Below are 26,795 nucleotides of genomic sequence, written 5' to 3'. Positions count from 1 at the left end.
AATCAGGCGGCGCCCCCTCTCCGGACGCATGCCGGGAAGCGCGGCCCGCCCTCAGGCCGCCGTCCAGGCCTGGTCGCCGGCGCGGGAGCCGCCGACCCGAACCTGGTCGCGCCCCTGCCGCTTCGCCTCGTAGAGGGCGGCGTCGGCCGCGGCGAACCACTGCTCGGCGGTCAGATCGAGGCTCCGGTCGAGCGGCATCACGCCGAGGCTGACCGTGACGACGCCGTGGTCGTGGCCGGCATGGGGGATGCCCTTGGCGGCGACGGTGCGCCGGATGCGCTCGGCCAAGGCCGCCGCCTCGGCCACGGTCGGCCCGCTCAGGATCACGGCGAATTCCTCGCCGCCGATCCGGCAGGCGAGATCACCGGATTGCCGGGCGTGGCCCTGCAGGATGCGGCCGATGCATCGCAGCACCTGATCGCCCGCCTGATGGCCGTAGATGTCGTTGTAGCGCTTGAACTGGTCGGTATCGAGGAGGATCAGCGCCGCCGGAACGGCGGCCGCATCGCGCCGCGCCTCGGCGAGCGCCTCGTCGAAGCGCCGCCGGTTGGGAAGGCCGGTCAGGCTGTCCGTGGCGGCGAGGCAGGCGAGTTCCCGGCTCGCCGCCAGGGCCGCCCGCTCGGCCTCCATGCGGCGGTTGAGCTCGCGGTACAGCCAGACCGTCAGCACGCCGACGCCGGCGCACATCACCAGCACGATCAGGCCGATCGCGATCGCCTTCGGCCGCCAGGTGGCCTCGATCGCCGCCACCGGCCGCGCCACGCTGATCCGCAGCGGCCATTGACCGACGCGCTGGTCGGTGCAGAGCCGCTCGATGCCGTCGAGGGCCGAGCGGATGACGCGCTGTCCGGCCGTCTTGCCGCTGATCGCGCGGCCTTGCGCGGTGTCGCCGATGGGCGCGGCCGGCGCCGTGCGGGCCAGGAGCGTTCCGTCCTCAAGGAACAGGCCGACCGCGGTCCCGGATTCCGTGGCGACATGCTCGAGGACGGCGGTGATGTGGTCGACCCTGATCACGCCGACGACGACGCCGGCGAAGCTTCCGTCCGCGTAGGTCACCCGCCGGCTCAACGGGATGACGGCCTTGTGCATGATCGCCGAGATCATGGGAGCCCCGATGAAGAGCCCGACATCGTTGCGGTTCCGGTGGACCTGGAAATAGGGCCGGTCGGCGGCGTTCAGCCGCTGCGGAACGACCGAGCGGGACTCGATGTAGGCTTGGCCCTGCTCGTCGAGCACGAAGATCGTGCCGAACCCCCGCCCGCTTGCCGAGCGGTCGAACAGGGCGCGCTGCCGGATCTCCGGCGCGATCCCCTCCAGCTCGGCGCTCTGCAGGCCTTCGACCACGGCCTGGAGCGACAGGTCGTAGAGTTCGACATCCCGGTTGATCGCGGTCTCGATGCTGCGCACGAGGCTCGTCGAGGCCTCCGCCGCCTGGTTCCAGGCGTTGTTGCGCATCGTCAGGATGAGGCCGCAGGCCAGCGCGCACAGCGCCAGGACCATCGCGGCACTGAGCGCGAGGAGGATGCGGGGCAGCCGCCTGCGACGGTCGGGCTGGTCCTGGTGCGAGCGGAGCGTCGGCATCGTGCTTCGGGAATCGTCTCGTTCCCGAACACTAGGGCCTGGACCCTAAGATGCTGTTGCGATTCCCGGCCCGGCGGCGCGCCACAATCCCGGCGGAAAGCTGCCCCAGATCCCGGCTGAATTCGCGCAGTGGAACCCCTCACGCCGGGATCCCTGCACCTGAATCCGTCCGGACTCGTCCTTGTCCCGCATCGCACAGGGGAGGATCCTGCCCGGTGATCGACCGACGAGGGCGGGAAGCACGGGGTTTCGCGCGGGCGGCTGACCCAAGGGTGCGGGATCTGGATTTCCGGCTCCGTTGGGGCACTTAACTGCGCGACGCCGCCCCGAACCACCGTCGCAGACCCGCCGCAGGACGCATGACCGACACCCTCCCGTTCCTGGCCGGAGGCGGCGAGGCCGCCCGGATGATCCGCGATCGCGACTGGTCGCGTCATCCGCTGGGGGCGCCGGCACAATGGCCGGAGGCGATGCGCAGCGCCCTCAGCCTCGTGCTGAACTCGCCCGAGAGCATGATCCTGGCCTGGGGCCCGGACCTGCACTTCTTCTTCAACGACACCTACTTCCCCCTGCTCGGGCCGCGCCTCGGCTGGGCGATGGGCGAGCGTTTCGACGTCGTCTGGGCGGATGGCTGGGAGCAGGCCAAGCCGATCATCGACGACGCGCTCGCCGGTCGCAGCCGGCGCTTCGTCGACCTGCCGTGGAAGCTCGGCACCGACCGGGGCGAGGCGGAGACGTGGTGGACCTTCTCCTACTCGCGCGTGCTCGACGGGGAGGGGCGCGTCTCGGGCCTGTTCATCTTCACGAACGAGACCACCGAGCAGGTCCGGGCCGAGCGCCGCCAGCGGGAGGCGGAGGCCGCCCTGCGCACCGAGCGCGACCGGGCGCAGGGCGTGCTCGACCACATGGGCGAGGCCTTCGCGCTCCTCGACCGCGACTTGCGGATCGTCGACCTCAACGCCGAGTCGCTGCGGATGGAGCACAGGCCGGCCCACGACGTGATCGGCCGGCTCGTCCGGGAGGCCTACCCGGATGCCCATCCGGATCTCCTGCGGGCCTACCGGCGGGCCCTGGACGAGCGCGTGCCGGTCTCGCTGGAGCACCGCTACCGGTGGCCGGACGGCCGCGAGACCTGGATCGACATGCGGGCCTACCCGGTCAATGACGGCTTGGCGGTGTTCTACCGCGACGTCACCGCGCGCCGGGAGGCCGAGGAGGAGCTGCGCCGCAGCGAGGCGCTGCTCGCCGCGACGCTGGACGCCCTGCCGGTCGGCGTGATCATCGCCGACGCGAAGGGGCGCATCCTCCGGGACAACGCCGCCAACCGCGAGATCTGGGGCGTTCCCCCGGAGACCACCGGATGGCACGAATACGGGGATTGGGTCGGCTACCGGCCCGACACGGGCGAGCGCCTGCGCGCGGAGGATTGGGCCATGACCCGCGCCCTGCGCGACGGCCAGGTCGTGCGCGACGAACTCGTCGAGATCGAGCGTTTCGACGGCGGCGGGCGCCGGCTGTATCTCAACAACGCCGCGCCGATCCGTGATGCGGGCGGGACGATCATCGGCGGGGTCGTCGCCGAACTCGACGTCACCGAGCGGATCGCGGTCGAGCGGCGGCTGCGGGCGAGCGAGGCGCTGGCCCGGCAGAACGCCGAGCGCGTCCAGCTCGCCCTCACGGCCGGCGCGATCATCGGCACATGGTTCTGGGACCTGCCCGCGGACCGCTTCAGCGTGGACGAGGCCTTCGCCCGCACCTTCGGCTTCAACCCCGCCATGGGCCGCGAGGGGCTGAGCCTGCGGCAGGTGATCGAGACGGTGCACCCGGACGACAAGCCCGGCCTGATCGAGGCGATCAACGCGGCGATCGAGCGCGGCGGGGCCTATGCCCACCAGTACCGGGTGCGGCGCACGGACGGAAACTACTACTGGATCGAGGCCAACGGGCGCGTCGACCATGCGCCGGACGGAACGCCGCTGAGCTTTCCCGGCGTTCTCATCAACGTGGACGAGCGGCGCGCCGTCGAGGCGGAGCGCGACCGCGCGACCGCCATGCTGCGGGCGCTGACCGAGACCCTGGAGCAGCAGGTCGCCGCGCGGACGGCGGAGCTGATGCGGGCCGAGGAAGCTCTGCGCCAATCGCAGAAGATGGAGGCGGTGGGTCAGCTCACCGGCGGCCTCGCCCACGATTTCAACAACCTGCTCGCCGGCATCTCGGGCGCGCTGGAGCTGATGCAGACGCGCATCAGCCAGGGCCGGCTGAAGGACGTCGACCGCTACATCGGCGCCGCGCAAGGGGCGGCCAAGCGCGCCGCCGCGCTCACCCACCGCCTCCTGGCCTTCTCGCGGCGCCAGACGCTCGATCCCAAGCCCACCGACGTCAACCACCTCGTGCAGGGCATGGAGGAGCTGATCCGGCGGACCGTCGGGCCGAGCGTGCACATGGAGGTGGTCGGTGCCTCCGGGCTGTGGCCGGCGCTGGTCGACCCGCCGCAGCTCGAGAACGCCCTGCTGAACCTCTGCCTCAACGCCCGCGACGCGATGCCGGAGGGCGGGCGCCTCACCATCGAGACGGCGAACCGCTGGCTCGACGCCATGGCGGCCCGCGAGCTTGACCTGCCGCCGGGCCAGTACCTCTCGCTCTGCGTGACGGATACGGGCACCGGCATGTCCCCGGAGGTGATCAGCCGCGCCTTCGACCCGTTCTTCACCACCAAGCCGATGGGCCAGGGCACCGGCCTCGGCCTGTCCATGATCTACGGCTTCGCCAAGCAGTCGGGCGGGCAGGTGCGGATCTACTCGGAGGTCGGCGAGGGAGCCTGCGTCTGCGTCTACCTGCCGCGCCACCACGGCACGGCCGAGGCGGTGGATCCGCTCGCCCTCCTGCCGGACGCGCCGCGGGCCGAGCAGGGCGAGACGGTGCTGATCGTGGACGACGAGCCCACCGTGCGGATGCTGGTCACCGAGGTGCTGGAGGATCTCGGCTACATCGCCATCGAGGCGGCGGACAGCGCGGAGGGCCTGAAGGTGCTGCAATCGGACGTGCGCATCGACCTCCTGATCACCGATGTGGGCCTGCCGGGCGGCATGAACGGCCGTCAGATGGCCGATGCGGGGCGCGCGACGCGGCCTGACCTGAAGGTGCTGTTCATCACCGGCTACGCCGAGAACGCGGCTGTGGGCAGCGGCCACCTGGAGCCGGGCATGGCGGTGCTGACCAAGCCCTTCGTGGTCGAGACCCTCGGCCTGCGCATCCGCGAGATGATCGTCCGGCGCTGAGCATCGTTCCGGTCACCGGTTCGGCGCGAGGACAAGTGTCGCGCCCGCCGGGACCGGGATCAGGCGACGGGCGGGACCGATCCGGCGGGGAGCCCCAGCGCCTCCCCGGATTCGGCCGGCGGCCGGTAGCGCCCCGCTCTCCCGGGATGGCCGGCCGCGGCGGCGCACCACCGCGCGCGCGAAGGCGATGGACGCCTCGGGGAGCCCTGGCGGGTCCCCACCGGACCAGGTCGATCGCGCGGAGGTCGGCCTCGCCCGATTTCCGGTCGTTCTGACGGCAGCCGGAGAAGCGCGTCCGGAGCCGGAGGGTGCGGTGGATCCGCAGCGTCGTCTCCCGGCTGGTTCCCGGCCCTTGAACAGGCGGGGTGGTCGCCCGATCCCATCCTCGGCGGCGTGGCCGGCCATCCGCGGGAAGGCCGGGTTGGCGCGGAGGCTCGTCGGTCCCGGCTGCTCCAGCGCGGCGTCGGTCAGCACCGACCCGATGTCGGGGGCGCGGCGAGGAGCTGAACGATGCCGACGATGTTCATGGCATGCCGGCACCTCCCTCCGCGTTACGGGAGAATGCACGGCATGAGCCGCGGCTGATCCGCCGCAGGCGGATGCCGCGTGGTCACGCGGCGTGCAGCGCGACCGCGATCCGTGCGGCCAGGACCGCGTTGTTCTTCACCAGGGCGATGTTGGTGGCGAGGCTGCGTCCGCCGGTGAGGTCGAGCAGGCGCGCCAGGAGGAACGGCGTCACCGCCTTGCCGGCGATCCCGGCCTCCCGGGCCTGGGTCACCGCCGCCGTGATCAGGGCGCCGATCTCGCCCTCGGGGATCGCGTCGGCCTCCGGGACCGGATTGGCCACGAGGACGCCGCCGTCGAGATTCAGCGCCGCCTGCGTGCGGATCAGGGCGGCGATCGCCTCGGGGGTGTCGAGGCGCAGCGGGGCTGGCAGGCCGCTGTCCCGGCTCCAGAAGGCCGGGAAGCGATCGGTGCCGTAGCCGACCACCGGGACGCCCCGCGTCTCGAGATATTCCAGGGTGCGGGGCAGGTCGAGGATGGCCTTCGCGCCCGCGCAGACCACCGTGACGGGCGTGCGGGCGAGTTCGTCGAGATCCGCCGAGATGTCGAGGGTCTCCTCGACACCCCGGTGGACGCCGCCGATCCCGCCGGTCGCGAAGACCCGGATGCCGGCGAGATGCGCGCAGACCATGGTGGCGGCGACCGTGGTCGAGCCGTGAAGACCCGCCGCGACCGCGTGGGCGAGGTCGGCGCGGCTGAGCTTCAGCACCTCCCGCGCCGTGCCGAGCCAGTCCAGCGTTTCGTCCGGCAGGCCGGCGCGGATGCGCCCGGCCACCACCGCGATGGTCGCCGGCACCGCCCCGTTCGCCCGCACCGCCGCCTCCACCGCCCGGGCCGTCTCGACGTTCTCGGGGTGCGGCATGCCGTGGGTGACGATGGTCGATTCGAGCGCGACGACGGGCGCGCCCTGGTCCAGGGCGGTGCGGACCTCGGGCGCGAGATCGAGGAGGGGATGGGGCATGGCGGCGCTCCTGGTGGAAGGCGGCGGTCGCGCCTTCTCGCAGAGCCGACGCCCCCGCGCGAGGGGGACCCTCTGGACGGCGAAGCGGGGCCATGATGCTATTCGGGCGGAGGCCGCCATGAAGACCCTGCTCGTCCCGGTCGCGCACCACGCGCTGCTCGATTCCGTGCTGGAGACCGCGCTCCTGACCGCGCGGCGCTTCGGATCCTGCATCGAGGGATTCGGGCTGCGCCCCGCCCTCGCCGAGTACGTGCCCGTCGACATGGTCGGCGGCATGACCTGGGTGCGCGACGAGGAGGCCGACCTCGCCGATGCCCGCGAATGCGGCAACCGCTTCTGCACCTTCATGGACGAGCACGGGGTGCGGCGCGAGAGCGTTGCAGCGGATCCCGCCGTGCCCCGCTACCGCTGGCTCCCCGACACGCCGCCGGGGGACGGCTTCCTCGCCCAGTACGCCCGGCTGTTCTGCGCCACCATCGTCGGCCGCCCGGGCGGGGACGGGGGGCCCCGGATGACGACCCTGGAGGCGGCCCTGTTCGAGAGCGGGCGCCCGCTGATCATCGCGCCGCCGGCGCCGCCCCAGAGCCTGGGGGAGACGGTGCTGATCGCCTGGAACGGCTCGACCGAAACCGCCCGCACGGTGGCCTATGCGGAGCCCTTCCTGCGTCAGGCCGCCCGCATCGAGGTGCTGGGAATCGATGCCGGCATGGTGCCGGGGCCGAGCGCCGAGCAGATGGCGGCGGCGCTCACCCGCGAGGGGCTGGTCGCCCGCGGCCGCACCCTGACGGCGGGGCGCCGCACGGCGGGCGAGATCTACCTGGAGGAGGCCGAGGCCCTCGGCTGCGACCTCCTCGTGAAGGGCGCCTACACCCAGAGCCGCCTGCGCCAGATGATCTTCGGCGGCCCGACCAGCCACATCCTGGCCCACGCCACCATGCCGGTGCTGATGGCGCATTGAGCGGGGGCATCGGATCTCCCAACGGGAAGCGTCCGGGCACCGGGTCAGAACCCGTCCGCGAAGCCCCGCACCAGCAGGTTGGCGATCGCCATCGGCGGCGGCGTGAGGAGCCCGTCCGGGTGGCGGCGATCCAGCATCAGCCGCACGTCCGCCCGGGAGAACCAGCGGGCATCCTCCAGCTCGTCCCGGTCGAGGATCAGCTCGTCCCCGAGCGCCTCCGCCTCGCAGCCGATCATCAGCGAGGAGGGGAAGGGCCAGGGCTGCGAGGCGCGGTAATGCACCGCCCCGACGGGCAGGCCCGCCTCCTCGAAGGTCTCGCGGCGCACCGCGTCCTCGATGGTCTCGCCGGGTTCGAGGAAGCCTGCGAGGCAGGAATAGACCCCCGGCAGGAAGCGCGCCTGGCGCCCGAGCAGGCAATGGTCGCCCCGGGTGACCAGCATGATCACCACCGGGTCGGTGCGGGGGAAGTGCTCGGTGCGGCAGGACGGGCAGTCGCGCCGGAAGCCGCCGCAGGCGATCACCGTGGGCGAGCCGCAATTCGCGCAGAAGCCGTGGCGGGCGTGCCAGGACAGGAGCGACTTCGCGGTGGCGAGGAGGCCGAGTTCCGCCGCCGGCACCGCACCCTCCACGGCGACGGAGCGCAGATCGAGCACGCGGTAGCCGGGATCCTCGGCGTAGAGGGTGGCGGCCTCGACCGGCAGGGCGCCCGCGAAGACCGGCCGGTCTCCGACGCGCCCGAGGAACAGGAGCGGCAGCGGCTCGGGCGCCCGCGCGCCGGCCTCGGCGGCCAGGATCGCGCTCGCGCCCTCGCCGGTCCGGCGCAGCACCGCCGTTTCCCCCGTGAAGAGGAGGAGGCCGGCATCCGGATGGTCGGCGAGCGCCGGGGTGGGGCCGGTCCGTTCGGCGGAGTGGCGGACGAGCAGGCTCTGCGCGAAGCCGAGCCGATCGAGCGGTGTGGTCACGGAACCTCCTCAGGCGGCCTGGAACAGGGCGCGGGCCCGCTCGACGAGCTGGGCGGCGGCATGGGACGGATAGGGCGTGCGGGTGCCGTGGCCCCAGACCGGCCCGGGCCAGGCCGGGTCGGAGCGGAAGCGGCCGACGACGTGGACGTGGAGCTGGGCCACCACGTTGCCGAGCGCGCCGACATTGACCTTGTCGGGCTGCGCGAGGCGCTGCATGACCGCGGTCGCGATCCGCATCTCCTCCATGAGGGTCGCGGCCTCCTCCGGCGGCAGGTCGGTGATCTCGGAGAGGTCTGACCTCCGTGGCACCAGCACGAACCAGGGGAAGCGCGCGTCGTCGAGCAGCAGCACGCTGCAGAGCGGCAGGTCGCCCACCGGGATCGTGTCGGTGGCGAGCCGCGGGTCGAGGCTGAAATCGGTCATCGGCACCCTCGCGGGGATGGCGGGCGGAATCGGGCGGTGCGCCGCATCAGGCGACCTCGGGTTCGGGAAGCACCGTGCGCGCGCCTTGGCCCGTGCCTTGGCCCGTGCCTTGGACGGAGGCTTGGATGGAGCCTTGGCCGGTGCCCTGGAACAGGCGCTCGCTCGTCAGCTTCAGGAAGTAGAAGCCGAATTCCGGGTTCTGGTAGTAGAGCTGCTTGACCTCGGCATAGGGGACGCAGAGCGCCACCCCGTCCTCCGCGCAGACCACCGTGGCGGTGCGCAGGTTGCCCGGAGACAGCATGCCGAGTTCGCCCACGATGGCTCCCGGTGCGATGTCGATGCCGCGCTCCGCGATGCGGAAGCGCCCGCTCTCGACGTAGAACATCTCGCTCGCCGGCTCGCCGATGCGGAACAGCACCTCGCCGGCCCTGAAGCGGCGCGCGGTGCCGAAGGGCTTGAGCCAGTCCAGGGAGAGGTCCCCATCCGCGGCCTTCTCCACGTCCTTGACGAGCTTCACCATCTGGTAGAGCCGCCAGGTGTTGAACGGGATCTGGATCGCCTCGGTGAGCACCACCGGCAGGCTGCCGGTGAGGATGCCGTAGGTGATGACCGCGACGCTCGCGAGGATCGAGAGGATGCGCAGCGGGATCATGGTCGTCATCGCCGAGGACGTGATCGTCAGCGCGGTCCCGAGATATCCGATCGCTTCCACCCAGTTCATCGTGCCCTCGCTTGCCCGCAGCGACCGACCGGCGGCAGGCGGCCGATCGCATCACCTGAGGACCAAGACAAGGGCGGGCGTGAGGCAGAGGCGCTGCCGGTCGTCCATCGGCCTTCGTCATGGGGCGCGGGGCCGCCGTCTCCACGTGGACACCGGTCACGGGCTGATCCGCCGGACGCGCCCGGGGAGCGCAAAGCTCCTCAGCATGAGGATCTGCCGTGAAGGCCGTGAACGGAATCCGGCCTGGAAGGCGGGGAGAGGCACCGGCCCCGCCCCCGTGCCTCAGCCCCCGCTCACACCGTGCGGCCGCCGTCGATCGGCATCTCGATGCCGGTGAGGAACTCGGCCTCGTCGGAGGCCAGGAAGAGTGCCGTGTTGGCGATGTCCTCCGCCCGCGAGAGCCGGCCGAGGGGGATCGTGGCGATGAACTTCGCCCGGTTCTCCGGGGTGTCCGGCACGCCCATGAAGGATTCGAGGAGCCCGGTCTCGCCCATCACCGGGCAGAGGGCGTTGACCCGGATCTTCCAGGGCGCCAGCTCGACCGCCAGCGACTTCGACATCAGGTTCACGGCGCCCTTCGAGGCGTTGTACCACGTCAGGCCAGGCCGCGGCCGCAGGCCGGCCGTCGAGCCCACGTTGAGGATCACGCCGCCGCCGTTGTCGCGCATCGCGGGGGCCACCGCCCGCACGAAGTGGAAGATCGACTTCACGTTGACCCGGAACACGCGGTCGAAGCTGTCCTCGTCCACTTCCATCAGCGGCTGGTTCCGGTGCGTCGTGCCGGCGTTGTTGACGAGGATGTGGGGCGTGCCGAACGCGTCCGTGGTGCGGGCGACCGTGCGCTCCACGTCCTCGCGCGAGCCCACATCGGCGGTGAGCGCGATCGCGGATTCGCCGATCTCCGCCGCCACCCGCTCGGCGGCGTCGCCCCGCAGGTCGACCACCGCCACCCGGGCGCCCTCCTGCGCGAAGCGCCGCGCGATGCCCTCGCCGAAGCCACCGCCCGCGCCCGTCACGATCGCGACCTTGCCCTGAAGCCTCATCTGGATCCTCCCATCTCGCCGGGGGCACTCCGCGGTGCGCCGGTCGGGGCGGATCATGGCGCCCGCCGGGGCAGCCTGTCCAATGCGCCGGCGGGAGGTCAGTCCGGCGTCCCGGGCGCGGCCATCCGCTCCAGCGCCTCGCCCGAGAGGCGGAAGAACACCTTCTCCGGCTGCGGAAGCGCGCCCGTGCCCGCGTAGAAGGCGAGGAGGCGGGGGTCGCGCCCATCCGCCGTCCAGTCGATGCGCGCGAATCCGCCCGCGCGGGCGAAGGCGGCGGCGGCCCGGAGCAGGGCCCGGCCGGTGCCCCGACCCCGCGCGGCCTGCGCGACGAACAGCTCCTTCAGGAACAGGCCCGGCCTGAGGCCCGGGCCGGGATACACGGCCGCGAGCGCCGCGAGGCCGACCGGCCCCGGATCGGCGGCGATCAGGATGGTGACGCCAGCGGGCGGATCGCCCAGATCGGCGCGGATGGTCGCGTCCGGCGGGCAGGGCACCCGGTAATGCTCCTGCATCTCGCGCAGCAGCGCCGCCACCGCGGGAATATCCGCGGGCTCCATCGCGCGCACCCGCATGCCTACAGGCTTCCCTCGCGGATCGAGCCCGGATCGGCGAGCGCGTGCAGCAGGCCCGCGGCCATATGGGCGAAGCGCAGGGTCACGGCCTTGCGGCGGGCCCCCGCCAGCGGGTGTTCGGCGGGCTCGCGCAGGATCGCGGCGCCGAAGGCGTCGGCGACGATGAGGCCGGTATCCTCGGGCAGCACGTCCGTACGCATGTCCTCCGGCACCGCGAAGTAGAAGCGGTCGCAGAAGTCGCGGTAGTCCGGCCATTTCCGGTCGGCCCGGAAGTCCGGCAGGCCCGACTTGATCTCGACGATGGTGAGCTGCCCGCTCGGTCCGAGCGCGATCAGGTCGGCCCGCCGCCCGTTCGCCAGGGTGAATTCCGGGATCGTGACGTGGCCGAGTTCGGCGAAGAGGCGGCGCACCCCGCGCTGCACGCCGAACGCGATCGGCGACTGGCGGCGGTCGAGAGGGAGCGAGAGGGCGGCTGACAAGGCTGTGGAAACCGGCGCGGGGGCTGTGGGACGGGACCGAATCGGGAACGCCATCCCATCAGGTCGCGCCGGCCTTGTCACGGTCGCCCATGCGTCGCTCATGCCGCAGGGCTGGCCGGCCGTGGCGGAAATGCCACGTGCACAACTTGTTCACGGACTGGTCCTTGTCACGCGATGCATGCGAGGGTAGCACCGATAAGCAAGAAAATGCTGAAAAATCAGCAGTTTATCATAATTCCAAAGTGCGCAGCTCTTCCGGCGCTCGCCTTCCTGGCGAGCCCGTCCTGCTGCGTCGTCGCGAGGGTCCGGTGATGGTGCTGCGTGGTTCGCTCGGGCGGATGATCATCCGGAAGGCGGCTCTGGCCGGGGCGTCGCTCGCGGTGCTGACCGGGGCGGCAGAGGCCCAACAGGGCGGAGCGGGGACGATCGCCCTCGATACGATCAGCGTGGAGGGGCAGCAGGGCAGTGGCGGGGCGGGCCATGCCGGCCCCGTGAGCCCGCGGGTCGAGACCGCGACCGGGCCGGTCCAGGGCTACGTGGCCACCCGCAGCGCCACCGCCACCAAGACCGACACGCCGATCATCCGCACGCCGCAATCGATCTCGGTGATCGGCACCGAGCAGATCCAGGCCCAGAAGGCGCAGACCCTCTCGGAGGCCCTGCGCTACGCGCCGGGCGTGTTCGCCAACCAGTTCGGCCCGGATACCCGCCTCGACTGGTTCATCATCCGGGGCTTCTCGGCCACCGAGGCCGGCCTGTTCCGCGACGGGCTGCAGCTGTTCCAGACCTCCTTCGCGAACTACCGCATCGACCCGTTCGGCGCCGAGCGCATCGAATTGCTGCGCGGGCCCTCCGCCACCCTGTTCGGCGGCAGCCCGGTCGGCGGCCTCATCAACATCGTCACCAAGCGTCCGCCCCTGGAGCCGCTGCACTACCTCGAACTGGGCGGCGGCTCCTTCAACCAGGCCTACGCGGCCTTCGACCTCGGCGGCCCGGTGGATCCCGAGGGGCATTGGTTCTACCGCCTCACCGGCCGGCTCCAGAACAGCGACGCGCAGGTCCAGTTCGCGCCGGAGGACCGCTACTACATCGCCCCCGCCTTCACCTATAAGCCGGACGGGGCCACCACCTTCACGGTGCTCACCAGCTTCCAGCGCGACGTCACCGGCGGGGCGGGCCAGTTCCTGCCCTATTTCGGCACCGTGCGCCCGCAGGCGCTCGGCCTGCGCATCAACCGCTCGCTCAACGTCAGCGACCCGCTGATCGACGGCTACACCCGCAACCAGGCGAATGCCGGCTACATCTTCGAGCACCAGTTCGACGACGTCTGGACCGTGCGGCAGAACTTCCGCTACTCGCTCACCGACGTGCGCGACCAGCGCTACGTCGGCAACGGCTACGTGGAGGGCAACACGACCGAAACCGAACTCGCCCGCTACGGCTTCCTGACGACGCCGACGGCCAGCACCATCGCGGTCGACACCCAGGCCGAGGCGCGCTTCAACGACGGGTACTTCGCGCACGACCTGCTGCTCGGCGTCGATTACAAGCGCTACCGGCTCGCCGATTACCAAGCCTCGGCCTCTCCGGTCGATCCCCTCAACATCCTGAGCCCGCGCTACGGCGTGATCGCCGGCCCGTACAATCCCTACAACGTCTCGACCCAGGTGTTGCAGCAGGTCGGCCTCTACGCGCAGGACCAGATCCGGCTCACCGAGCGCCTGACCTTCCTGATCGGGGGGCGCCAGGATTTCGTCACCACCGACGTGACGAACAAGCTGACACCCTCGGCCTCCGTGCGCGGCGACGATCAGGCCTTCACCGGCCGCCTCGGCCTGATCTACAATTTCGACAACGGCTTCGCCCCCTACGTGACCTGGGGCACCTCGTTCAACCCGGTCCCGGGCACCAACACCGCCGGCCAGCCCTACCGGCCGGACAAGGGCGACCAGATCGAGGTCGGTGCCAAGTTCGAGCCGCCGGGCTGGAACACCCTGCTCACGGTGGCGGCCTTCGACCTGCAGCGCTCGAACGTGCTGACGCCCGACCCGGCCAACCCGTTCAACAACCTGCAGGTCGGCGCGGTGCGCTCGCGCGGCTTCGAGGCCTCGGTGGTGGCGAGCCTCGCCGACGGACTGAACCTCGTCGGCGCCTACACGGTCTACGACCTCAACACCGTGAAGGGCACGGTGCTCGATCTCGGCAAGGTGCCGGTCGGCATCCCGGAGACCTTCGGCTCGCTCTGGCTCGACTACACGATCCCGTCCGGCGAGTGGAAGGGCTTCGGCTTCGGGGGCGGCGTGCGCTATGTCGGGCGCTCCTTCGCGGACGTCGCCAACACCCTGCGCGTACCCGACTACGTGCTGTTCGACGCGGCGGTGCATTACGAGCGCGACGGCTGGCGGGCCGCCGTGAACATCCAGAACGCGGGCGACCGGCGCTTCGTCTCCTCCTGCTCGACCGCGACCGCCTGCTTCTACGGCGAGCAGCGGCGCATCATCGGGAGCGTCAGCTACCGCTGGTGAGGGACAGCGTCCGCGGCAGAACGGGCCGGTTCCGTCCGCCCGGGCCGGTGCGGATCGCGGCAGCCCGGCCCGTCCCCCGACGAATCGGTTGATCTCGCGCGGCCTCTCGCCGAATGTCCCGGCAACGGCCGGCGGCGCAGAGCCCCGGCGCGGGAGGGAGCGGCATGAGCCAGCAAGGCTTCGCCGAGGGACGGAAGGGCAGCCGCCCCGGGATGCGGCTCGTCGGCGGCACCGCTGTCGCCCGCAGCGGCAGCGCCGTGCGCCTCGCGGGGGTCTCCATCGCCTTCGCCCTCAAGGGCGGCCAGCGCTACGTCGCGGTGGACGGCATCGACCTGACGGTGGCGCCCGGCGAGTTCGTGGCCGTGGTGGGGCCGACCGGCTCGGGCAAGTCCACCATCCTCAACGCCGCCGCCGGGCTCCTCAAACCCGCCGCCGGCCTCGTCAGCATCTTCGACGGGGCGCTCACCGGCCTCAACGCGCGGGCCGGCTACCTCTTCCAGGCCGATGCGCTGATGCCCTGGAAGACCGCCCTCGACAACGTCGCGGTGGCGCTGGAGCCGCAGCGCGTGCCCCGGGCCGAGGCGCTGGCGCGGGCCCGCGACTGGCTCGCCCGGGTCGGCCTCGCGACCTTCACCGACCGCTATCCCCACATGCTCTCGGGCGGCCAGCGCAAGCGCGTGGCGCTGGCCCAGATGCTGATCCGCGATCCCGAGATCCTGCTGATGGACGAGCCCTTCGGGCCCCTCGACGCGCAGACCCGGCAGATCATGGGGAACCTGCTCCTCGAGCTCTGGGCCGCCAACCGCAAGGCGGTGATCTTCGTCACCCACGACCTCGAGGAGGCGATCGCCCTCTCGGACCGGGTCATCGTCCTCTCCGCCGGCCCCGCCGCCCGCATCGTCGGCGACTTCCCCGTCACCCTGCCGCGCCCGCGCGACACCAGCGAGATCCGCCTCGAACCGCAATTCCACGCCCTCTACAAGGAGATCTGGGCGAAGCTCCGGGTCGAGGTCTCGCGAGCCTATGCGGGCGGGCCGGCGTGACATCCCGCTGACCGGAAGCTCGTCCCATGAACCGCCTCGGCCTCCTCGCCCTCCAGATCCTCGTCGGCCTCGTTGTGCTCGCCGTCTGGCACGTGCTCACCGTCTATCCGCTCCTCGGGCAGCCCAAGCAGATCCAGTTCTTCTTCTCGACGCCGGTCGACGTCCTCCGGCGCACCTGGACCGAGATGGCCAATCCCGAGATCTGGGGCCATCTCTGGATCACCTTGCAGGAGACGGTGCTGGCCTTCGTGTTCGGCGCCCTCGGCGGCATCGCCTTCGGCTTCCTGTTCGCCCGCAACGCGCTCCTCGCCGCGGTCTTCGATCCCTACATCAAGGCGGCGAACGCCCTGCCGCGGGTGGTGCTGGCGCCGATCTTCGCCCTGTGGTTCGGGCTCGGCATCTGGTCGAAGGTGGCGCTCGGCTTCACCCTCGTGTTCTTCATCGTGTTCTTCAACGTCTACCAGGGCGTGCGCGAGGTGAGCCCGGTGGTGCTGAACAACGCGCGCATGCTCGGCATGAACGAGCGCGGTCTCCTGCGCCACGTCTACTGGCCCTCGGCCCTCACCTGGATGTTCTCCTCGCTGCACACGGCGGTGGGCTTCGCCCTCGTCGGCGCGGTGGTGGGCGAGTATCTCGGCTCCTCGGCGGGCCTCGGCTACAAGATCCACGAGGCCGAGAGCGTGTTCGACGTCACCGGCGTCTTCGCCGGGATGCTGATCCTGACCGTGTTCGTCATCGTCATCGACGCGGTGGTCACCCTGATCGAGAACCGGCTGCTGGTCTGGCGTCCCGGCCCGGCCGGCGGCCACGGCTGAGCGATACGAGAAGCGCTGCAACAACGGAGGAAACCCCATGGACCGCCGCAGCTTCCTGGCCGGCGCCGCAGCCCTCGGCCTCGCGGCCCCGGCCCGCGCCGAGACCGTCAAGGTCCGCATCGGCGTCGGCGGCAAACCGCTGCTCTACTACCTGCCGCTCACCATCGCGGAGCGGCGAGGCTACTTCACCGAGGAGGGGATCGCGGCCGAGATCAACGATTTCGGCGGCGGCGCGCGCTCGCTCCAGGCCCTGATCGGCGGCTCCGTCGACATGGTGACGGGGGCCTACGAGCACACGATCCGCATGCAGGCCAAGGGCCAGGACGTGCGGGCGGTCTGCGAACTCGGCCGCTACCCGGCGATCGTGATCGGCGTGCGCAAGGACTTGGCCGGCACGGTGAAGTCCGCCGCCGACCTGAAGGGCCGCAAGATCGGCGTGACGGCGCCGGGCTCCTCGACGGCGCTCGCGGTGCAGTACGCGATGATCAAGGCCGGTCTGAAGGCGACGGATGCGCCGCTCATCGGCGTCGGCGGCGGCGCGGGCGCCATCGCGGCGATGAAGAAGGGCGAGATCGACGCGATCTCGCACCTCGATCCGGTGATCGCCAAGCTGGAGGCGGACGGCGACATCGCGGTGCTCATCGACACCCGCACGGAGGCCGGCACCCGGGCATTGTTCGGCGGCCCGAACCCGGCGGCGGTGGTCTACACCAAGCAGGACTGGATCGAGCACCACGCCGTCGCGACCCAGAAGGTCGTGAACGCGTTCGGCAAGGCCCTGAAATGGCTGGCCACCGCTACCCCTGAGGCGGTCGCCGACACGGTGCCCCCCGCCTACCATTTCGGCGACCGGCCGCTCTACGTGCAGGCGGTGCGGAACTCGCTCGAGAGCTATTCGCGCACCGGTCTGCCCGCGCAGGACGGCATGGCGAGCGTGCTCGACCTCGTGCGCACCCTCGATCCGGAATTGCAGGGCGCCAAGATCGACCTCGCGGTCACCTTCGAGGATCGTTTCGTCAAGCGCGCGATGGGGTGAGGCCAAGGTGATCGGGTCGCGATAAGGCGATCGCGTCGCGATGCGGGAACCGGCTTCGCTCAGGTGGGTGCGGAGCAAGGCTCCGCGCCGCGCGGGCTTGCCGATCCGGCATCCGCTCCCGTCGAGCGGCTGCCGGATCAGGCCGCCGCACACTCGGCCTGCCGCGCCTCTGCGAGCACGCAGCAGCCCTTGCCCGCGGCCTTCGCCCGGTAGAGCGCCGCATCCGCCGCGGAGAGCAGCCGCTCCGCGCTGTCGCCGCGGGCACCGGCGATGCCGATGCTGGCGCCGATCCGGGCTGTGTTTCCGCCCTCGAAGGCGTAGGGCTCGCTCAGGGCGGCGATGATCCGCTTGCCGAGCCGCAGCGCGGCGCGGGCGGACAGGCCGGGCGCCAGGATGACGAATTCGTCCCCGCCCAGGCGCGCGGCGGTGCAGGTGTCCGGCAGCGTCGCGACGAGCCGGTCCGCCACCCGCCGCAGCAATGCGTCCCCGGCCGCGTGGCCGAGCCGGTCGTTCACGGCCTTGAACCCGTCGAGATCGAGGTAGAGCAGCGCGAGCGCGCGGTCGCTGCCCGCCTCCGGTCGCAACTCGCGGTCGAGCGCCGCCATCAGGCCGGGCCGGTTCAGCAGGCCGGTGAGCGCGTCGTGGGTCGCGCGCCGCTCGCTCTCGCGCTCGGCCAGCACCGCGGCGATGTAGCCGTGATGCAGCCGGTACAGGGTGCTGACCGTCGCGATCATGAACAGCGGGAACTGCGCCACGATGATCAGCATCCAAGGCTCGCCCGCACACAGGGCGCCGATCTTGAGCGGCGCGTCGCAGAGCAGGATCTGCGCCATCGCGACGCGCGGGACGCCGTTGTTGCGCGTGACGATGCCGCTGAGGATCGACATCGCGGTGACGGGCGCCAGCACCTGGATCACCGGATCTCCCATGAAGAGGCCGAGACCGGCGGTGGATCCGACGATGCCGGCCCAGAGCAGGCTGCTCAGCATCAGAAGGTCGGTATATGTCCGTCCACCGCGGATGGCCGCCCGCCGGCTCCGGACGAGAAGCCAGATCCGGGCGGCGAGCAGGACGATGTCGGCGATCAGGAGCCCGACGAAGGGCAGGCCGGGATGATGGATCGCTGCGGTCGCCAGAACCATGACGTTGGCGATCCCGCCCATCAGCGCCGGAACGATGGAGGTGAACAGCGTGCTGATCAGTTGCCGGCGTACCGCGGCCGGGACCTCCTCGCTCGGCTCGGCGAGCCAGCGCATCGCCGCCCAGGTGGGCAGGTCGAAAGAGGGTGTCGCCTCGTGCATCGGGGGCTCCGCTCACACGCGTCCAGACTGTGCAGACACGCGACGGGGCCGAACCCCCGATGTCCATCCGGCTTCTGCTTGCGCCGGCTGGTGTTGATGCCAGGTTGACCGAATCAATTTCCTTTGAGGAAGGAGAGCAAACCGGCCCCCGGCGCCAGCCAGACGAAGGCCCAGACGAAGGCCGAGGTGACGTTGGCGAGTTGGAACGAAAGCCGCTGGACCGCGAAGATGCCGGCGATGAGCGGCACGACGGCCCGCGCCGGGCCGATGAAGCGCCCGATGAAGATGCCCCAGGCGCCCCAGCGGCGGCAGAACTGTTCGCCCTTGGCGATCATCTCGGGATAGCGGGTGAGGGGCCAGATCCGCTTGGCGCCGTCCTTGTAGTAGCGCCCGAATTCGTAGGACATCCAGTCGCCCAGGATGGCGCCGATCGCCGCGCCGACCATCACCGGCACGAACGGGATGCCGCCGGCCCCGAGCAGCGCCCCGATCCCGAGCAGGATCACCGTGGCGGGCACGAGGAGCGAGAGCACCGCCAGGGACTCGCAGAAGGCGATGACCCCCGTCACCACGGGGGCCCAGGCCTGGTGCTCGCGCACGACATCGAGGATGGCGGTGCGGATCGTCTCGAAATCCATGAACCTTGACCGGTGAGCCGCCCCGGATGTGGGCCCGGGCTTCGGGAATGCAAACGAGGCCCCGCGGGATCCTGCCCGGGATGCCGCCGGCGATCCTGCCATTGAGCGCCGGGCGCCCGCGCGCTACCACCATGGCCGTGGCCCGGGAACCCGTGATGAACATCCTCTCGATCCAGTCCCACGTCGCCTATGGCCACGTCGGCAACGCCTCGGCGGTCTTCCCGATGCAGCGGCTCGGGGTCGAGGTCTGGCCGATCCACACGGTGCAGTTCTCCAACCACACCGGCTACGGCGCGTGGCGCGGCCGCGTCTATGACGGTCCCTCGATCGGCGAACTGGTCGAGGGCATCGCCGAGCGCGGCGTGCTCGGCTCCTGCGACGGGGTGCTCTCCGGCTACATGGGGTCGGCGGAGATCGGCGCGGCGATCTGCGGCGCCGTCGCCCGGGTGCGCGAGGCGAACCCGAACGCGCTCTATTGCTGCGATCCGGTGATCGGCGACGTCGGCCGCGGCGTCTTCGTCCGCCCGGGCGTGCCGGAATTCATGCGCGACGAGGCCGTGCCCCGCGCCGACATCATCACGCCCAACCAGTTCGAACTCGATTTCCTCTCGGGGCAGCCGAGCGACACCCTGGCGGCGGCCAAGCGCGCCGTGGCGGCCGTGCAGGCCCGCGGGCCGCGGGTCGTGCTCGTCACCTCGCTGCACACGGCCGAGACTCCCAGCGACGCGATCGACCTCCTCGTCGGCGAGGCGGGGGAGTTCTGGCGCCTGCGCACGCCGCGGCTCGCCATCTCCGTCAACGGGGCGGGGGATGCGAGCGCGGCCCTGTTCTTCGTCCACTACGCCCGCACGCGCTCGGCCGCGGAGGCGCTCGGGGCCATGGCGGCGTCGATCTTCGGGCTCCTGCGCCGCACCGAGGCCGCGGGCTCCCGCGAGATCCTCACGGTCGAGGCGCAGGACGAATTCGTGGCGCCGGGCCGGGTGTTCCCGGTCGAGGCCGTGTAGCGGCCTCAAATCCTGCGTAATTCCAGCCCGGCACTGTGGTTCGGACGGCCTTGCCTGCCGGGCCGCGGATGTGCATCGATTCCATCTTGACCGCGGGGAGCCGGCTCGCCCGCGCAACAGAACCTCCGCGCCAGGGATCGAAACGATGGGGCTGTTTCAGGATACCTTCACCCGGATCGGCCGGGTCGTGATGTCCTATGCCGGAGATACGGCGTTCCTGCACGCGGCGGCGTCGGGGGCGGCCAACGTCATCCTGGCCGACCGCGAGATCGACGAGGACGAGATCGAGACCGCGCTCACGAACCTCGCGGCGAACCCGATCCTGCACAAATCCTACGGCGTGCTGAAGCTGGAGCAGGAGCTGCACGAGGCGATCGCCCGCGCCAAGAGCCGGGCCGGTCGCATCGAGAACCTGCGCTTCCTCTCGGCCATCGCCGATCGGCCCCTGGAGCAGCGCCAGGACGTCTTCCTGATCGCCGCCGACGTCGCCGACCAGGGCGGCATCAGCGAGTTGGAGAACAAGGTGCTCGATGAGGTCGCCGAGGCCCTCGGTGTCGACAAGGCAGCCCTGCTCTCCGCCTGACGGCCCTGGCGGCCCGCTCGTCGCGCCATAGGTGAGGCCCGTCGAAGCGGGCGGGAGCCGTGGCGATGGAAGTCGGATTTCTCGGGCTCGGCCGGATGGGCCGGGCCATGGTGCTCAATCTCGTCAAGGCCGGACACCGGGTGCGGGTCTGGAACCGCTCGCCGGAAGCTGCCGAGAGCCTGCGGGCCGAGGGGGCGGAGCCGGTGGGCAGCCCCGCCGAGGCCTTCCGGGGCGATGCCGCGATCACGATGCTCGCCGACGACGCGGCCCTGCGCAGCGTGATCGTGGAGGGCGGGGTGCTCGATCAGGCCGCGCGGCCGGCCGTGCATGTGGGCATGAGCACGATCTCGGTGGCGCTCGCCCGCGACCTCGCCGCCCTGCACGAGCGGGCGGGCGTTGCCTACGTCTCCGCCCCGGTCTTCGGCCGGCCGGACGTGGCGGCGGCGGGCAAGCTCAACATCGTGGCGGCAGGGCCCGCGGCGGCGCTGGCCCGGGTGCAGCCGCTCCTCGATGCCATGGGGGCGAAGACCTGGCCCTTCGGGCCGGAGCCGGCCCGGGCCAACGCGGTGAAGCTCGCCGGCAACATGATGATCGTCGCCGCCGTGGAGGCGATGGGCGAGGCGGCCGCCTTCGGGGAGGCGCACGGGGTGGCGGCGGCGGACCTCCTCGACCTCCTCACAGGCACCATCTTCGCGGCGCCGGTCTATAAGAACTACGGCGGCGCCATCGCGGCGGGCCGCTACGAGCCGCCGGGCTTCGGCCTCTCGCTCGGCGCCAAGGACGTGCGGCTCGCGCTGGCGGCCGGGGAGGCGGCCGGCGTGCCGATGCCGCTCGCGAGCCTCCTGCGCGACGGCCTGATCGAGGCCGTGTCGCACGGGCACGGGGACAAGGATCTCGCGGCGCTCGCCCTGGTCTCGGCCCGGCGAAGCGGGCGGGGCTGATGGGGGACCGCATCGGGCGGGAGGAACGCGCCGTGCGGCGGCCTGGCGCCGGTCACGGCCAAGGCGGTCACGGTCAAGGAACGTGTGACCTGCACGCCACGTTGTGACCGCGACAGCCCGCATGCCGGGCACAGGCCCTTCTCGCAATGGTCGCCCGATGATGCCGCATCCACCCTCTGGTCCCGCTTCGTCCAGCCGCGTGACCTCGACCCTGTGGACCGTATTCCTCGGTCTCGCCCTGGTGCGCCTCGTAACAGCGCGGCGGCCCGAGGGCGTGGCCGCCTCTCCCGATCCGACCCGGCATCTCGGCGAGGGCGCGAAGTCCTATTCGGGCCGCCCGGCGAAGTGGGTCGGCGACACCGAGGTCGATCGCGGCCGCAAGGCCGAATCGCCCACCGAGATCCCGGCCAAGGGCTGGAAGGACGTGCTCTACCGGGTCTATCTGGAGTTCCAGAAGGACCGCGTGCTGTCCGTGGCGGCGGGCGTCACCTTCTACACCCTGCTCGCGATCTTCCCGGCCGTGGCGGCCCTGGTCTCCCTCTACGGGCTGGTCAGCGACCCGGCCACGATCAACGACCACCTCTCCCTGCTCCAGGGCATGCTGCCTTCCGGCGCTCTCGACATCATCGGCGAGCAGGTCAAGCGCATCACCGCCAAGGGCGGCACGACGCTCGGCCTGACCTTCTTCACCAGCCTCATCCTCTCGCTCTGGAGCGCCAATGCGGGCGTGAAGGCGATCTTCGATGCCCTCAACATCGTCTACGAGGAGGAAGAGAAGCGCAGCTTCATCCAGCTCAACCTGCAATCGCTCACCTTCACCTTCGGCGGCCTGCTCTTCGTGGTGGTGGCGCTGACCGGCATCGTCGTGCTGCCGGTGATCCTGAACTTCATCGGGATGTTCGGCATCACGATCAGCCCGAAGGCGTGGTACATCGCGCTGGTGCGCTGGCCGATCCTGCTCGCGATCCTGCTCTTCGCGCTGGCAATGCTCTACCGGTACGGTCCGAGCCGCGACAAGCCGCAATGGCGCTGGGTGACGCCCGGCAGCCTGATCGCGGGCGTGGTGTGGCTCGTCGCCTCCATCGCCTTCTCCTGGTACGTCGCCCATTTCGGCAGCTACAACGAGACCTACGGGTCGCTCGGCGCCGTCATCGGCTTCATGACCTGGATCTGGATCTCGGCGACGATCGTGCTGCTCGGCGGCGAGATCAACGCGGAGATGGAGCATCAGACCGTCCGCGACACGACGGAAGGTCCCGAGGCGCCGCTCGGCACCCGTCGCGCCCGCATGGCCGACACGGTGGGCGCGCCGGCCTGACGCCCTCGCGGGCCGGGCCCGCGCACCCCATATCGGCCGCGGACAACAGAAGCGGCCGAGGAGGGTTCCGATGGGTGTCTTCGACAAGGTCAGGGACGAAGCGGCTCTCTCCGAGCAGGAGTGGCGCGAGCGCCTGACGCCGGAGCAGTACCGGGTGCTGCGCGGCCACGGCACCGAACGCGCCGGAACGAGTCCCCTGAACCACGAGAAGCGCGCCGGCACCTTCCTGTGCGCCGGCTGCGGTCAGCCGCTCTTCGAGAGCGACACCAAGTACGAGTCCGGCTCGGGCTGGCCGAGCTTCTTCGCGCCGATCGAGGGGGCGGTGGAGACGGAGGTCGACCGCTCCTTCTTCATGACGCGCACAGAGGTGCATTGCCACCGCTGCAAGGGCCATCTCGGCCACGTCTTCGACGACGGCCCGGCCCCGACCGGCCTGCGCTATTGCATGAACGGCGCGGCCCTGCACTTCGAGCCGCGGGATTAGGGTCGCTAACGCCCCTCTCCGCGTGGGCTACGCTTCCCCGTCTCGGGGTGGGACGCCGATGTCTCCTCGCCCCGCAAGCGGGGCGGCGACGTGCTCACGGCCCGGGATGTGAAGCCGCAAGCTCGCGCGGGAGAGGGCGGATCCCCGTCCTATCCTCCGAACCGCCCCGACAGGGTCACGCTCAGGCGCTCGCCCTCGGCGATGTAGCGGGAGGCCGCCTCGCGGGCGGAATCGGTGCAGACCCGGTAGCTGACCGCGTAGCCGCGATAGCCGCGGTTGTAGGCGCCGGCGAGCCGGTCGCGACGGCCGGGGCTGGTGCCCTCCGCGTCGAGGAGCGCCTTCATCCGGGATGGCCACTCGGCCGCGTCCGCCTGCCCGCAGAGATCGCGCAGGAAGCTCAGGGCGCCGATGATCTCCGACAGGCGCAGCAGGTCCTTGTCGTAAGGGGCCGGCAGGTCGGGTGGGGGAGGGGGCGGCGTCTCCTTCTCGGCCGGCTTGGCGGGCGCCTGCCCGCGCGGGCGCGACTGCGCGAGCGCATCCTGCGCCAGGGCGAGGCACAGCATGGCCGCGAGGATCGGGCGGGCTCCCCTCACGCGCCGCCCTCCAGGGCCGCCAGGGCCTGAGCCAGGATGCCGGACAGCCCTGCGGTCGTCGGCAGCTCCGCGGCCTGCGCGAGCGTGACCCAGCGCACATCGAGGGCTTCCTCGCTCGGAGCCGGCTCGTGGCGGAGCCAGCGCGCCGCGTGGGGAACGATCACGAAATGGTGCCGGACCCGGCTCTCCGCATCCCGCTCGATCACCTCGATGGGGGTCAGGCTCGCGACGATCTCCGCCTCGACCCCGACCTCCTCGCGCAGCTCCCGGAGTGCCGACTCGGCCAGGGTCTCGCCGCTTTCCACGAGCCCGCCCGGCAGCGAGTAGAGCCCGTGCAGGGGCGCGCCGCCGCGGGCGGCGACGAGGATCCGCCCGTCCCGCACCACCGCCACCGAGGCCGCGAGGAAGGGCCGGGCCGGGTAGCGCCGGCTCTCCGTCATGGGCGCAGGTCGGCCACGCGGCCGTCCTCGAGCGGGACCAGAACGTGCAGGCTCCGCCCGCTGCCCAGCACCACCGGTCCCGATCGGGCGGGCGCCGGCAGGGTCACGCGGGCGCGCTCGCTGATCCCGCCCCGGAGCGAGACGAGGGCGAGCGCCGTGCGATCGCGGGTCGGCACCGCCACTTCCGGCACCCCGTCGCCGTCGATGTCGGCCACGGCCGCGCTCTCCGCGTAGCCCGGCGCCTCGCCGAGGAGGGTGGCCGTGCCCGGGGCGACGCGCCAGTGCTGCAGGCGCCCCTCGGCGGCGTTCCGCACGAGGGCGAGCGTCGCGTGGCCCGAGCCGTCGAAATTGCCGGCCGCTGCCGGGCCGAGGCGGCCGGTCTCGGCGGGCGTCTCGGCGGCGATGCTCCAGGCTTCGCCCTGCCGTCCGATCACCGCGAGGCCGATGCGGTTCCCCACCGCTTTCGCGGCGAGGAGATGGAGGCGGCCGTCGAGGTCGACGGCCTGGACCGCGCCGCCGGTGAAGACCGCATCCGCCCCCGCCGGAACCGTGGCGGTCGCGACCGGGACCGGTTTCGGATCGGCGCTGCGCGCCACCGGCTGGCGCTCCCGCACGGTGACTGCGCCCGCGGCCGGATGGCCGTCCGGGCCGCTGCGGGGTTCGCTGAAATAGGCCGAGACCGGGCCGGCGAGCGCCCGCCGCGAGCCGGGCGCGGCGCCCCGCGGAGTCTCCGCGGTCGCCAAGCCTTGCGCGGCCTCGGCGGGCATCGGCGTCACCGTCACGCCGCTCTCGCCCAGGGACAGTACGGCGCCGCCTTCCTCGCCCCAGACCACCGCGACGCCGCCCGTCCGGGCGCGTGGCAGCAGGCCGGAGGTCTCGGCGGCCAAAGCCGCCTCGCTGTCGGGGCCCCGCATTTCGGTGACGCGGAAGGGCAGCGACACGACCGAGACCGCGGGTTCGGCCCGGGCCGGGGCGGCGAGGGTCAGGCCCAGGACCAGGGTGAGCGCGGCCGCCCGCCCGTCACACATGCTGCCCGCCGTTGATGTGCAGCTCCGCTCCGTTCACGTAGGACGAGGCCTCGGTGCACAGGAAGTAGATCGCCTTGGCGACCTCGTCCGGGGTGCCGAGGCGCCGCTGCGGGATCTGCGCCACCAGCTTGTCGGTGCCGGGCGAGAGGATCGAGGTGTCGATCTCGCCGGGCGAGATCGCGTTCACGCGCACGCCGAGGGGGCCGAAATCCGCCGCCATCTCGCGGGTAAGGCCGGCGAGCGCCGCCTTCGAGGTGGCATAGGCCGCCCCCGCGAAGGGATGCACCCGCGAGCCGGCGATGGAGGTGACGTTGACGATGGAGCCGCGCGCCCGGGTGAGTTCGCCGCACAGGCCCCGCGCCAGCAGGATCGGCGCGAAGAAGTTGACCTGGAATACCCGCTGCCAGTCGGAGAAGGGCGTCGCGATGGCGCCCATCCGCTCGCCGCCCGGGCCCTTCGGCGAGATGCCGGCATTGTTGACGAGCGCGTGGAGCAGGCCGCCCTCGGCCTCCAGCCGCCGCACCACCTCGGCGATGCCGCGCACGGTGTCCTCGGGATCGGCGAGGTCGACCTGGAGGTGATCCTCCGGCCCCATCTCCCAAGGGCAATTCTCCGGGAAGGCGTGGCGCGAGCAGGTGATGACGCGCCAGCCGGCGGCGGAGAAGCGCTTGACGGTGGCGTGGCCGATGCCGCGGCTCGCGCCCGTGAGCAGCATCACGCGCCGGCGTTCGTTGCTGGATTGGGCCAAGGCCGTTCCTCGAATCCGGTGCGGGGCGCGCCGCCAGGCGCGGCGCGCGGGTTGATGATCAGGTCTAGGCCGCGGGCGGCCGGAAATCCAGCCTCGCGATGCCGCAGCGCAGCATCACGGGAAGAGCCGGGCGCGCTCCCAGCCCTCCCCCGCCTTGGTGAAGCGCACCCGGTCGTGCAGGCGGAAGGCGCCGTCCTGCCAGAACTCGATGCTCACCGGCGCGATGCGGAAGCCCGTCCAGTGCGAGGGGCGCGGCACGTCGCCCTCGGGGAAGCGCGCGGCGACCTCGGCCACGGCCCGCTCCAGGGTGGCGCGGCTGTCGAGGGGCTCGGATTGCTGGCTCGCCCAGGCGCCGATGCGGCTGTCCCGCGGGCGGGAGGCGAAGTAGGCGTCGGCCTCCGCATCCTCCACCCGGGCGACGCTGCCGCGGGCGCGCACCTGCCGGCGCAGGCTCTTCCAGTGGAACACCAGGGCGGCCTGCGGGTTCTCCGCCAGTTCGCGTCCCTTCACCGAGCGGGAATTGGTGAAGAAGACGAAGCCCCGCTCGTCATACTCCTTCAGCAGCACGATGCGGACGTCCGGCAGCCCGTCGCTCCCGGCCGTCGCCAGCGCCATGGCGTTCGGATCCTCGGGCTCGGCGCCCCGCGCCTCCGCGAACCAGTCGCGGAACAGGGCCCAGGGATCCGCCCTCTCGGTGAAATCACCGTTCGTTAACGCAGCCACGGCATCGTCCCTTCCCATGTGACACCCGGATGT

26 protein-coding genes are annotated in these 26,795 nt (G+C 71.7%); 11 read left to right on the top strand and 15 right to left on the bottom strand.

Annotation, left to right across the window (positions count from 1 at the left end; all coding sequences use genetic code 11):
- Window positions 1-51: 51 nt before the first annotated feature.
- A complete protein-coding gene (locus ACE101_RS30820; protein ID WP_379138184.1) occupies window positions 52-1,581 on the bottom strand; it encodes a GGDEF domain-containing protein in 1,530 nt (509 codons plus the stop codon).
- Window positions 1,582-1,940: 359 nt separating this feature from the next.
- On the opposite strand from ACE101_RS30820, the gene ACE101_RS30815 reads away from it, so the two are divergent.
- Window positions 1,941-4,859 carry a PAS domain-containing hybrid sensor histidine kinase/response regulator gene (locus ACE101_RS30815; RefSeq protein ID WP_379138181.1) on the top strand — a complete coding sequence of 973 codons (2,919 nt, stop codon included), beginning with the start codon at window positions 1,941-1,943 and terminating at the stop codon, window positions 4,857-4,859.
- 610 nt (window positions 4,860-5,469) lie between these two features.
- On the opposite strand, the gene ACE101_RS30810 is transcribed toward ACE101_RS30815, so the two are convergent.
- Complete coding sequence (locus ACE101_RS30810; protein WP_379138178.1) at window positions 5,470-6,384, bottom strand: pseudouridine-5'-phosphate glycosidase; 915 nt, start codon at window positions 6,382-6,384, stop codon at window positions 5,470-5,472.
- Window positions 6,385-6,502: 118 nt separating this feature from the next.
- Between ACE101_RS30810 and ACE101_RS30805 the strand changes: the two genes are divergently transcribed.
- On the top strand, window positions 6,503-7,342 hold the full coding sequence (locus tag ACE101_RS30805) for a universal stress protein (protein ID WP_379138175.1): 840 nt from the start codon (window positions 6,503-6,505) through the stop codon (window positions 7,340-7,342).
- Between the two features lie 44 nt (window positions 7,343-7,386).
- Here the strand turns inward: ACE101_RS30805 and nudC are convergent, their stop codons facing one another.
- The 6 genes from nudC to ACE101_RS30775 form a co-directional block, all read right to left on the bottom strand.
- Complete coding sequence (gene nudC / locus ACE101_RS30800; protein ID WP_379138172.1) at window positions 7,387-8,304, bottom strand: NAD(+) diphosphatase; 918 nt, start codon at window positions 8,302-8,304, stop codon at window positions 7,387-7,389.
- Between the two features lie 9 nt (window positions 8,305-8,313).
- Complete coding sequence (locus ACE101_RS30795) at window positions 8,314-8,727, bottom strand: HIT domain-containing protein (RefSeq protein ID WP_379138169.1); 414 nt, start codon at window positions 8,725-8,727, stop codon at window positions 8,314-8,316.
- Between the two features lie 46 nt (window positions 8,728-8,773).
- Window positions 8,774-9,448, bottom strand: coding sequence for a cyclic nucleotide-binding domain-containing protein (locus tag ACE101_RS30790; protein WP_379138166.1), 675 nt, complete (start codon window positions 9,446-9,448; stop codon window positions 8,774-8,776).
- Between the two features lie 293 nt (window positions 9,449-9,741).
- Window positions 9,742-10,491: an SDR family oxidoreductase gene (locus ACE101_RS30785; RefSeq protein ID WP_379138163.1), complete on the bottom strand. Its 750-nt coding sequence runs from the start codon at window positions 10,489-10,491 to the stop codon at window positions 9,742-9,744.
- Window positions 10,492-10,589: 98 nt separating this feature from the next.
- A complete protein-coding gene (locus tag ACE101_RS30780) occupies window positions 10,590-11,063 on the bottom strand; it encodes a GNAT family N-acetyltransferase (RefSeq protein WP_379138160.1) in 474 nt (157 codons plus the stop codon).
- A gap of 2 nt (window positions 11,064-11,065) precedes the next feature.
- Entirely contained in the window at window positions 11,066-11,596 is a 531-nt protein-coding gene (locus ACE101_RS30775) for an MmcB family DNA repair protein (protein ID WP_379138157.1), read from the bottom strand.
- A gap of 257 nt (window positions 11,597-11,853) precedes the next feature.
- On the opposite strand from ACE101_RS30775, the gene ACE101_RS30770 reads away from it, so the two are divergent.
- From ACE101_RS30770 to ACE101_RS30755, 4 genes are all read left to right on the top strand, one after another.
- A complete protein-coding gene (locus ACE101_RS30770; RefSeq protein ID WP_379138155.1) occupies window positions 11,854-14,067 on the top strand; it encodes a TonB-dependent siderophore receptor in 2,214 nt (737 codons plus the stop codon).
- A gap of 212 nt (window positions 14,068-14,279) precedes the next feature.
- Window positions 14,280-15,110: an ABC transporter ATP-binding protein gene (locus ACE101_RS30765; RefSeq protein WP_379139053.1), complete on the top strand. Its 831-nt coding sequence runs from the start codon at window positions 14,280-14,282 to the stop codon at window positions 15,108-15,110.
- A 26-nt stretch (window positions 15,111-15,136) separates the two neighbouring features.
- Window positions 15,137-15,925, top strand: a complete 789-nt coding sequence (locus tag ACE101_RS30760; RefSeq protein WP_379138153.1) for an ABC transporter permease — start codon at window positions 15,137-15,139, stop codon at window positions 15,923-15,925.
- A gap of 37 nt (window positions 15,926-15,962) precedes the next feature.
- A complete protein-coding gene (locus ACE101_RS30755; RefSeq protein ID WP_379138150.1) occupies window positions 15,963-16,961 on the top strand; it encodes an ABC transporter substrate-binding protein in 999 nt (332 codons plus the stop codon).
- Between the two features lie 137 nt (window positions 16,962-17,098).
- Here the strand turns inward: ACE101_RS30755 and ACE101_RS30750 are convergent, their stop codons facing one another.
- Together ACE101_RS30750 and ACE101_RS30745 are read right to left on the bottom strand one after the other, a co-directional pair.
- Window positions 17,099-18,262 carry a diguanylate cyclase domain-containing protein gene (locus ACE101_RS30750; RefSeq protein ID WP_379138147.1) on the bottom strand — a complete coding sequence of 388 codons (1,164 nt, stop codon included), beginning with the start codon at window positions 18,260-18,262 and terminating at the stop codon, window positions 17,099-17,101.
- Between the two features lie 113 nt (window positions 18,263-18,375).
- The gene (locus tag ACE101_RS30745; RefSeq protein WP_379138144.1) at window positions 18,376-18,900 is read right to left on the bottom strand and encodes a DedA family protein; all 525 of its coding nucleotides are present in this window, start codon (window positions 18,898-18,900) and stop codon (window positions 18,376-18,378) included.
- 155 nt (window positions 18,901-19,055) lie between these two features.
- Between ACE101_RS30745 and pdxY the strand changes: the two genes are divergently transcribed.
- The 5 genes from pdxY to msrB all read left to right on the top strand — a co-directional run bounded on the left by pdxY (window position 19,056) and on the right by msrB (window position 23,230).
- Window positions 19,056-19,904 carry a pyridoxal kinase PdxY gene (gene pdxY, locus ACE101_RS30740; RefSeq protein ID WP_379138141.1) on the top strand — a complete coding sequence of 283 codons (849 nt, stop codon included), beginning with the start codon at window positions 19,056-19,058 and terminating at the stop codon, window positions 19,902-19,904.
- 145 nt (window positions 19,905-20,049) lie between these two features.
- On the top strand, window positions 20,050-20,487 hold the full coding sequence (locus ACE101_RS30735; RefSeq protein ID WP_379138139.1) for a tellurite resistance TerB family protein: 438 nt from the start codon (window positions 20,050-20,052) through the stop codon (window positions 20,485-20,487).
- 65 nt (window positions 20,488-20,552) lie between these two features.
- Window positions 20,553-21,428, top strand: coding sequence for an NAD(P)-dependent oxidoreductase (locus ACE101_RS30730; RefSeq protein WP_379138136.1), 876 nt, complete (start codon window positions 20,553-20,555; stop codon window positions 21,426-21,428).
- A 157-nt stretch (window positions 21,429-21,585) separates the two neighbouring features.
- Entirely contained in the window at window positions 21,586-22,746 is a 1,161-nt protein-coding gene (locus ACE101_RS30725) for a YihY/virulence factor BrkB family protein (protein WP_379138133.1), read from the top strand.
- Between the two features lie 70 nt (window positions 22,747-22,816).
- Window positions 22,817-23,230, top strand: coding sequence for a peptide-methionine (R)-S-oxide reductase MsrB (gene msrB, locus ACE101_RS30720; RefSeq protein WP_379138131.1), 414 nt, complete (start codon window positions 22,817-22,819; stop codon window positions 23,228-23,230).
- A 149-nt stretch (window positions 23,231-23,379) separates the two neighbouring features.
- Here msrB and ACE101_RS30715 read toward each other — a convergent pair whose 3' ends face one another.
- The 5 genes from ACE101_RS30715 to pdxH form a co-directional block, all read right to left on the bottom strand.
- Window positions 23,380-23,793 carry a TIGR02301 family protein gene (locus tag ACE101_RS30715; RefSeq protein ID WP_379139050.1) on the bottom strand — a complete coding sequence of 138 codons (414 nt, stop codon included), beginning with the start codon at window positions 23,791-23,793 and terminating at the stop codon, window positions 23,380-23,382.
- Window positions 23,794-23,819: 26 nt separating this feature from the next.
- The gene (locus ACE101_RS30710; protein ID WP_379138128.1) at window positions 23,820-24,263 is read right to left on the bottom strand and encodes an NUDIX hydrolase; all 444 of its coding nucleotides are present in this window, start codon (window positions 24,261-24,263) and stop codon (window positions 23,820-23,822) included.
- Complete coding sequence (locus tag ACE101_RS30705; protein WP_379138125.1) at window positions 24,260-25,291, bottom strand: FG-GAP repeat domain-containing protein; 1,032 nt, start codon at window positions 25,289-25,291, stop codon at window positions 24,260-24,262. Before ACE101_RS30705 ends, ACE101_RS30710 begins: the two co-directional genes overlap by 4 nt.
- On the bottom strand, window positions 25,284-26,006 hold the full coding sequence (locus ACE101_RS30700) for an SDR family NAD(P)-dependent oxidoreductase (RefSeq protein WP_379139047.1): 723 nt from the start codon (window positions 26,004-26,006) through the stop codon (window positions 25,284-25,286). Before ACE101_RS30700 ends, ACE101_RS30705 begins: the two co-directional genes overlap by 8 nt.
- Before the next feature lie 147 nt (window positions 26,007-26,153).
- Window positions 26,154-26,780: a pyridoxamine 5'-phosphate oxidase gene (gene pdxH, locus ACE101_RS30695; RefSeq protein ID WP_379138123.1), complete on the bottom strand. Its 627-nt coding sequence runs from the start codon at window positions 26,778-26,780 to the stop codon at window positions 26,154-26,156.
- Window positions 26,781-26,795 lie beyond the last annotated feature (15 nt).

Source organism: Methylobacterium carpenticola (assembly GCF_042748905.1).
Classification (GTDB): Bacteria; Pseudomonadota; Alphaproteobacteria; order Rhizobiales; family Beijerinckiaceae; genus Methylobacterium; species Methylobacterium carpenticola.
Note: the sequence above shows the minus strand (reverse complement) of the source record. Positions and strands in the feature narration are given on the sequence as shown.

Excerpts from the sequence above, each read along its gene's own strand:
- ACE101_RS30805 (WP_379138175.1), top strand. The coding sequence starts at position 6,503 with ATGAAGACCCTGCTCGTCCCGGTCGCGCACCACGCGCTGCTCGATTCC.
- ACE101_RS30700 (WP_379139047.1), bottom strand. The coding sequence starts at position 26,006 with ATGCTGCTCACGGGCGCGAGCCGCGGCATCGGCCACGCCACCGTCAAG.
- ACE101_RS30780 (WP_379138160.1), bottom strand. The coding sequence starts at position 11,063 with ATGCGGGTGCGCGCGATGGAGCCCGCGGATATTCCCGCGGTGGCGGCG.
- ACE101_RS30795 (WP_379138169.1), bottom strand. The coding sequence starts at position 8,727 with ATGACCGATTTCAGCCTCGACCCGCGGCTCGCCACCGACACGATCCCG.
- ACE101_RS30750 (WP_379138147.1), bottom strand. The coding sequence starts at position 18,262 with ATGCACGAGGCGACACCCTCTTTCGACCTGCCCACCTGGGCGGCGATG.
- ACE101_RS30770 (WP_379138155.1), top strand. The coding sequence starts at position 11,854 with ATGGTGCTGCGTGGTTCGCTCGGGCGGATGATCATCCGGAAGGCGGCT.
- ACE101_RS30810 (WP_379138178.1), bottom strand. The coding sequence starts at position 6,384 with ATGCCCCATCCCCTCCTCGATCTCGCGCCCGAGGTCCGCACCGCCCTG.
- ACE101_RS30820 (WP_379138184.1), bottom strand. The coding sequence starts at position 1,581 with ATGCCGACGCTCCGCTCGCACCAGGACCAGCCCGACCGTCGCAGGCGG.
- ACE101_RS30815 (WP_379138181.1), top strand. The coding sequence starts at position 1,941 with ATGACCGACACCCTCCCGTTCCTGGCCGGAGGCGGCGAGGCCGCCCGG.
- msrB (WP_379138131.1), top strand. The coding sequence starts at position 22,817 with ATGGGTGTCTTCGACAAGGTCAGGGACGAAGCGGCTCTCTCCGAGCAG.
- ACE101_RS30785 (WP_379138163.1), bottom strand. The coding sequence starts at position 10,491 with ATGAGGCTTCAGGGCAAGGTCGCGATCGTGACGGGCGCGGGCGGTGGC.
- pdxY (WP_379138141.1), top strand. The coding sequence starts at position 19,056 with ATGAACATCCTCTCGATCCAGTCCCACGTCGCCTATGGCCACGTCGGC.
- ACE101_RS30730 (WP_379138136.1), top strand. The coding sequence starts at position 20,553 with ATGGAAGTCGGATTTCTCGGGCTCGGCCGGATGGGCCGGGCCATGGTG.
- pdxH (WP_379138123.1), bottom strand. The coding sequence starts at position 26,780 with ATGGGAAGGGACGATGCCGTGGCTGCGTTAACGAACGGTGATTTCACC.
- ACE101_RS30725 (WP_379138133.1), top strand. The coding sequence starts at position 21,586 with ATGATGCCGCATCCACCCTCTGGTCCCGCTTCGTCCAGCCGCGTGACC.
- ACE101_RS30760 (WP_379138153.1), top strand. The coding sequence starts at position 15,137 with ATGAACCGCCTCGGCCTCCTCGCCCTCCAGATCCTCGTCGGCCTCGTT.
- ACE101_RS30705 (WP_379138125.1), bottom strand. The coding sequence starts at position 25,291 with ATGTGTGACGGGCGGGCGGCCGCGCTCACCCTGGTCCTGGGCCTGACC.
- ACE101_RS30765 (WP_379139053.1), top strand. The coding sequence starts at position 14,280 with ATGCGGCTCGTCGGCGGCACCGCTGTCGCCCGCAGCGGCAGCGCCGTG.
- ACE101_RS30745 (WP_379138144.1), bottom strand. The coding sequence starts at position 18,900 with ATGGATTTCGAGACGATCCGCACCGCCATCCTCGATGTCGTGCGCGAG.
- ACE101_RS30710 (WP_379138128.1), bottom strand. The coding sequence starts at position 24,263 with ATGACGGAGAGCCGGCGCTACCCGGCCCGGCCCTTCCTCGCGGCCTCG.
- ACE101_RS30715 (WP_379139050.1), bottom strand. The coding sequence starts at position 23,793 with ATGCTGTGCCTCGCCCTGGCGCAGGATGCGCTCGCGCAGTCGCGCCCG.
- ACE101_RS30755 (WP_379138150.1), top strand. The coding sequence starts at position 15,963 with ATGGACCGCCGCAGCTTCCTGGCCGGCGCCGCAGCCCTCGGCCTCGCG.
- ACE101_RS30735 (WP_379138139.1), top strand. The coding sequence starts at position 20,050 with ATGGGGCTGTTTCAGGATACCTTCACCCGGATCGGCCGGGTCGTGATG.
- ACE101_RS30790 (WP_379138166.1), bottom strand. The coding sequence starts at position 9,448 with ATGAACTGGGTGGAAGCGATCGGATATCTCGGGACCGCGCTGACGATC.
- ACE101_RS30775 (WP_379138157.1), bottom strand. The coding sequence starts at position 11,596 with ATGGCGTTCCCGATTCGGTCCCGTCCCACAGCCCCCGCGCCGGTTTCC.